At 61.2% G+C, this 7,133-nt stretch carries 3 protein-coding genes; all 3 read left to right on the forward strand.

The genetic code is table 11. The annotated features are described in order from the left end of the window. Positions 1-8: 8 nt before the first annotated feature. The gene (locus AC1D00_RS19420) at positions 9-4,220 is read left to right on the forward strand and encodes a beta strand repeat-containing protein (protein WP_477011768.1); all 4,212 of its coding nucleotides are present in this window, start codon (positions 9-11) and stop codon (positions 4,218-4,220) included. A 94-nt stretch (positions 4,221-4,314) separates the two neighbouring features. Next, positions 4,315-6,027, forward strand: coding sequence for a type I secretion system permease/ATPase (locus tag AC1D00_RS19425; RefSeq protein ID WP_477011769.1), 1,713 nt, complete (start codon positions 4,315-4,317; stop codon positions 6,025-6,027). A 10-nt stretch (positions 6,028-6,037) separates the two neighbouring features. After that, on the forward strand, positions 6,038-7,133 hold a 1,096-nt coding region (locus tag AC1D00_RS19430), incomplete at its 3' end, for an HlyD family type I secretion periplasmic adaptor subunit (RefSeq protein ID WP_477011770.1).

The following is a 7,133-nucleotide window of genomic DNA, read 5'->3' on the forward strand; positions in this document are numbered from 1 at the left end:
CGGCGACGGTGCAGATCACCGGCAACTACGTCAACGGCCAGGATGTGCTGGGCTTTACCAACCAGAACGGCATCACCGGATCGTTCAATGCGGCGACCGGGACGCTCACCTTGACGGGTTCATCCAGCGTCGCGAACTACCAGACCGCGCTGGACTCGGTGACCTACTTCAACACCAGCGACAACCCGTCGGGCCTGGCCCGCACGGTCACCATCATCACCAATGACGGGTCCGCCAACAGCCTGGCCGTGACCGACACGATCAATGTGACGCCGGTCAACGACACGCCGGTGGGCGTCGACGACACCGGCTCGGCCACCGAGGCGGGCGGCACCGGCAATGGCACCGCGGGCTCGAACGCGACCGGCAATGTGCTGACCAACGATACAGACGTCGACAACACCAACGCATCTCTGGTGGTATCGGCGATCCGCACCGGGGCGGTCGAAGGCTCCGGCGCGGCCGGCACGCTAGGCTCCGGCCTGGTGGGTGCACACGGCACGCTTACGCTCAACGCCAATGGCTCTTACACCTATGTTGTGAATGACAGTGACCCGGCGGTACAGGCGCTCAATGCTGGCCAGACCATCACCGACAGCTTCAACTACACGGTCAAGGACCCCGGCAATCTCACCGACACGGCGGTGCTGACCGTCACCATCAACGGCGCCAACGACGCGCCGGTGGGCGTCAACGACAGCGGTTCGGCCACCGAGAAGGGCGGCACAGCCAACGGGTCCGGCGGCTCGAACGCGACCGGCAACGTCATCACCAATGACACCGATGTCGACAGCGGCAGCCTGACGGTCAGCGCGATCCGTACCGGCGGCACCGAGGGTTCCGGCACGGCGGGCTCGCTGGGCGTCGGCCTGGTGGGCGCGCACGGCACGCTGACGATTGCGGCCAATGGCAGCTACACCTACGTGGTGAACGAAAACGACGCTGCGGTGCAGGCGCTCAACAGCGGCGGCGCGATCACCGACAGCTTCAACTACACGGTGAGCGACGGCAGCCTGACCGACACGGCGGTGCTGACGGTCACCATCAACGGCGCCAACGACGCGCCGGCGAATACGGTTCCGGTCGCACAGAGCGTAGCGATCAACACAAATGTAACGTTCAGCTCCGGTAACGGGAATGCGATCACAATCTCGGATGCCGATGTGGGCGCCGGTACCGAGACCGTCACTCTGACAGTTGGTCAGGGGGTCCTGACGCTCGCTTCGACGACTGGTCTCACCGGCCTCTCCGGTAACGGCACTTCGACAGTGACCTTCACCGGGAACGTCACAAACGTCAACACTGCCATGAATGGTTTGGTTTACAATCCGAATAACACGTTCGTAGGTGTTGATACTCTGACTGTCAGCACGACAGACCAAGGTTCGCTCAACGACACCGATACGGTAACCATTAATCTCCAATCGACCAGTCCGGCTACGCTTACGACGGGCACGGATACCGTATTCTTTGCCTCGGGTGCGAACCAGGTAGACGGGACCAATACGACTGCCACTAACGGTGACAACATCGCTGGCGGAACGGGAGTTGATACGCTTACAATTGATACTGCAAAGAATATCTCGAAGACTTATACATTTGGCGATGGCGCGCATACCGACATAGGACTTACCAAATTTGAAGTCTTGAAGTTCACTACCAGCGATACAGCCGGTAATGCGCCGAACATAACAGCTGTTTTTGACTCGAACTTCAACAACCAAGGAACTCTTACTGTTGACGGTTCGTCCATTCGTACAAATAATCCCGGCACATTCACGGTTGACGCTAGCGCAGTCACTACCGGGAGCTTTGCGATCATAGGTAGCGGCGTTGCCGATGTTCTGAAGGGCGGCGATGGGGCAGACGTCATCAATGGCGCTGCTGGTAACGACGCGATCGCGGGCGAAGCAGGCAATGACACACTGACTGGCGGAGCCGGGGCCGACACGTTCAACGTCGACGCAGACACTGACGCCATTACTGACCTCGGCAATGGCGGCACTGACATCGTGGTTGTTTCGTCGGGAGCTACAGCGAACGCGACGGCGGCGGCGGCATGGACCGCGAGTGCATCGACCAGCAACTCCGGTAGTGCCACGATCACGGCAGCGGGCTTCAACATCAGCGTCGCGTTCGCCGCTGGCCCGAACGGGTGGGTTCTGACCAACGCCGGCAATGCGACCGGCGTGGCGCTGACCGGTTCGAACTTTGCTGATACGATCGTCGGTGGCTCGGGTGCCGACAATATTAACGGCGGCGTCGGTGCTGATACGATGACCGGCGGAGGTGGCGCCGATACGTTCTCCTTCAGCAGCGGACAATCGCTCGGCGTCGTAGCGGGCTCTGGGGATGCTGGCACGATTTCCGGTTATGACGTGATTACGGACTTTACCACGACGGGCACTAGCGACATTCTCGACCTACCCGTCACCAACATAACGGCTAATAGCTCGGGTACCGACGGAAGCAACTCAATTTTGACCATCGGCGGTCAAACTGTGAAATCGCATGCCATCACGAATGGTATCATAACCTTCGATGACGCCGACGTGTTCGCCACCGCGCTGACGTTGTCCTCAACCGCAAACGTCGCAGCTGTGGTGCAGTACCTGCACAATAATGACATTGCGACCGCCTCGGGTGCGGCCGTCGCTTTCGTGGCGAATATTGGCGGAACTGCCCATACTTATGTTTTTGAACAGGTCGGATTTACTCAGAACGTCAACAACGACATCCTGGTCGATCTTGTAGGGGTCACCCTGACCAACATCAGCCAGGCACATCTCGCTCCCGCAGGCATTGCCGGCGAAGCCATCAACCTTGGCCTGACAAAACCGGCGGATCACGTTGGTACGGTCAACGTCACCGTCAGTGGCATTCCGGCGGGTTGGACGCTGAGCGAGGGTACCGACAACGGCGATGGGACCTGGTCGGTGCAGACAAACGATGTCGCCGCACTCTCCATCACCACGCTGGATAACTACGCGGGCGCAGTGTCGCTGCATATATCGCAAACTTGGACGGATTCTACGGGCGGCACCGGGCTCACCATGATCGCCGACAACGTCGAAGGTTATGCGTCGGGATCGCCGATCTTCGCGCTCTCAGGCGACGACAACCTGACCGGCTCCAGCGGCCACGACATGTTCGTGTTCTCGCAGCCGATCGGACATGACGTGATCTATAGCTTCGACGCGACCTCGGATCAGATCGATCTGATCGGCTATACGAATTTCACGGGCTTTGGCGACATCCAGGCGCACATGGCCAATGACGCTGCCGGCAACGCCGTGATCACGCTCGCCGATGGTCAGTCGATCACGCTGAACGGCGTCGACGCCGCGTCGCTTTCCGCAAGCGACTTCGTGTTCGACCAGACGCCGGTCACGGAAAACGCCGGCCACATGGTGATCAGCGACGGCGCGATCCTGCCGCTCTCCGGCATCATCGACAACACCGGTACGATCGAGTTGAACTCAACGGGCGACGAGACAGACCTTCAGCTGATCGAGCATGGCATCACACTGCAGGGCGGCGGCCACGTCGACCTTTCGGACAGCAGCGAGAACGTGATCACCGGAACGGTCTCGGACGTCACGCTGACGAACGTGGACAACACGATCTCCGGCGCCGGTCACCTCGGCGATGGCGTGATGGTGCTGGTCAACGAAGGCACAATCATCGCCACCGGCACCAATGCACTCGATATCGATACCGGAGCTAACGCCGTCACCAACTCCGGCACGATCGAGGCAACCGGAACCGGTGGGCTGGAGGTCCACAGCGACATCATCAACACCGGCGTGTTGTGGGCCAATGGCGGCAACGTCACAATCGACGGCAATATCAGCGGCGCCGGAACGGCTCAGATTAGCGGTTCGGCCACGCTCGAATTCGGAGCGGCCTCATCTGCGAATGTCACGCTGGATGCCCAAGCGACCGGGACAATCGTGCTCCATGACTCCTTCGACTTTAGCGGGGTCGTGTCCGGATTTAACGGGGATGACAACCTGGATCTCCTCGATGTGGCATTTGGGGCCGACACGACCGCGAGCTATGTCGCAAACCAGGTCGGTACCGGAGGAACCCTGTCGGTGACCGACGGAGTCCATACCGCCAATATTACCCTGTTGGGCCAGTACGACCCCGCGGGCTTCCAGACTGAGGTAGACAAGACTACGGGAACGCTTATCAGCTACCACGACCATCTGGCCTGATGCGCTACGAGAAAAGCGGTCGGGGCGAATGTTGCGACCCCGACTTTGGACTACGGTGTGATTTTGAAGAGGGGCGGATTTTCCGCTGATCTGTGTGAGTACTCCGTTCAAAAGACCCGACGAACTCCGGCGCTTGCTGCAAAGCTGCCGAGGCTATTTCGTCACTGCTGCGATCTTTAGCTTGGCGATCAATCTGCTTTACCTGGCCGGGCCGCTCTACATGCTGCAGGTCTATGACCGGGTGATCGCGAGCGCCAGCCAGATCACGCTGCTGATGCTCACGATCGCGCTGTTGATGGCGTTCCTGGCGCTGGCAGGGCTGGATGCCGTTCGGGCGCGCGTGCTGACCCGCGCCAGCATTCGCCTCGACCAGACGATCGCGGCGCGCGTGATGACGGCGGTCATTCATCGCTCCGCTGGCGCCGGTGGCGCGCGCAGCCAGCTGCTGCGCGATTTCGACACCTTCCGCCAGTTCGTCACGGGCATGGGCATCCATGCGATGTTCGATCTGCCGTGGGCGCCGATCTACATTGCCGTGATCTTCGTGCTGCACCCGTTCCTTGGGGCGTTCGCACTAGGTTGCTCTATTCTCCTGATTCTGATGGCCCTGCTTAACGAGTGGCTGGTCAAGCTGCCGTTGACCGAGGCCGGCGAGGCGGCTTCCCGGAGCTACAGCTTCACCGAGATGAGCCTGCGCAACACCGAAGTGGTGCGGGCGATGGGCATGACCGAAGGGCTGCTGCGGCGCTGGGCCCGTGATCGCACCCGCATGCTTGAACGGCAGGTCGCTGCGAGCGATCGCGCCGCCACCATGCAGAGCCTCATCCGTTTTCTGCGGCTTGCCATGCAGTCGATGATCCTTGGCCTCGGCGCCTATCTCGTGATCGAGCGACTTGCAACCGTCGGCGCCATGTTCGCCGCGAGCATTCTGCTCGGTAGAGCCCTGCAGCCGGTCGAGCAGATTGTCGGCTCCTGGCGCAACCTTGTTGCTGCCCGAGGGGCATTCCTGCGCATCCGCGAGCTCTTGAAAGCCGATCCTCAACGCGAAGCCGGTTTGACGCTGCCGCGCCCGCAGGGCCGGCTCTCGGTCGAGGGGCTGACCTATGTGCCGCCGGTTGGTTCGAAGCCGATCCTGCGCGCGGTCACGTTCGCAATCGAGCCGGGCGAGGTGCTGGGCATCATTGGTCCCTCGGGTGCTGGGAAATCCACGCTTTCGCGGCATCTGGTCGGTGTGCTCGCGCCATCTGCGGGCGCGGTGCGACTGGACGGGGCGGACGTCTCGAGCTGGGTCAAGACGTCACTCGGCCGGCATGTTGGTTATCTCCCCCAGGACATTGAGCTGTTTGCTGACACAGTTGCCGCCAATATCAGCCGATTCCAGGAGGGCGAGGACCGGGAGGTGATTCTGGCGGCGCGGATGGCTGACGTGCACGAGATGATCCTGCGCCTGCCGGATGGCTACGATACCCAGGTGGGGGAGGGCGGCGCCATACTCTCCGGCGGTTATCGTCAGCGTATTGGTCTTGCCCGCGCCATCTTCGCCAATCCGAGCCTTCTCGTGCTCGACGAGCCGAGCTCCAACCTCGACGCCGAAGGGGATGCCGCGCTCGCCGAGTGCATTCTTCAGCTCAAGAAGCGCGGCACGACCGTGGTGATCGTATCGCATCGGCCGACTACGATCGGTGTGGTCGACAAGATCCTGGTCCTCAAGGATGGGGTCGCTGAAATGTTTGGCCCCCGCGCCGAAATTATGTCGCGTCTTACGCGTGCCGTGCCGGTTCATGCGGTACAAGGTTCCGCAGGCTAGGATTCCTGAAATGACTCTTGCTGATGCTGCAATTCGGAGCATGGGTTCTGCCGAGCGGCGGAGCAGGGGAGCCATCGGCGATCGGCCGCCCAGCGACTCGATCAGGCGCGTCGCCTTCGCTGGCTGGCTGATTATTGCGACTTTCTTCGGAGGTGTGGGAACGTGGGCGGTGACCGCGCCCCTTAACGGGGCGGTCGTTGGCAATGCTGTCGTCAAGGTCGAAGGAAACCGCAAGAGCGTCCAGCATTTGGACGGGGGGATCGTCAAGGAGCTTCATGTCAGGGAGGGCGAGAGGGTCACCGTCGGCGACCTCTTGATCGTGCTCGACGAGACCCAGGCGCGCGCCGAATACGACGTGCTAACCCAGCAATATGTCGTGCTTCGCGCAACCGAAGTGCGCCTGCTGACCGAGCTTGACCACGCCTCCACGCTTGTGATGCCCGACGATCTCAAGGCGCGTTCGGAAGACAGCTATCTAAAGAGCGTCTGGAATGGCCAGGTGAGCCAGTTCGAAAGTCGTCGCGCCGCGCTCGAAGGCCAGCGCAGCGTTCTCCGGGAGAAGATCAATCAGCTGGGCTCGCAGATCGTCGGCGCCGAAGCGCAGGTGAAAGCCTTTACAGACCAGATCACTTCCGTGAAGGCTGAGGCCAAAGACATCGCACCACTGGTCGAGCGAGGACTGATTGCCCGACCACGCATCCTGCAGCTGGAGCGAACGGCCTATGGCCTTGAGGGTCAGATTGCGGATGCAAGAGCCAACATCGCCAAAGCCCGGCAGGCTATCGCGGAACAGGAGCAGCAGATCGCCCAGCTCGACAACGATCGAATGACCGACGTCACCAAGGATCTGCGCGACACCCAAGCCAAGATGCTCGAAGTCATCCCGAAGGCGATGAATGCCAGAGCCGTGCTCGGTCGCATGGAAATCCGCGCGCCCTATGCCGGAAGGATCGTGGCGCTCACCGTGTTTTCGGTCGGTGGCGTGATTCAGCGCGGCGAGAAGATCCTCGACATCGTGCCGGACCAGGATCTGCTGACCATCGAGGCCCAGATCGCGGTCGAGGACATCAGCGATATCAAGCCGAACATGCGGGCTGAAGTCCACC

The sequence above is a fragment of the Bradyrhizobium sp. P2_E8 genome, assembly GCF_056403875.1.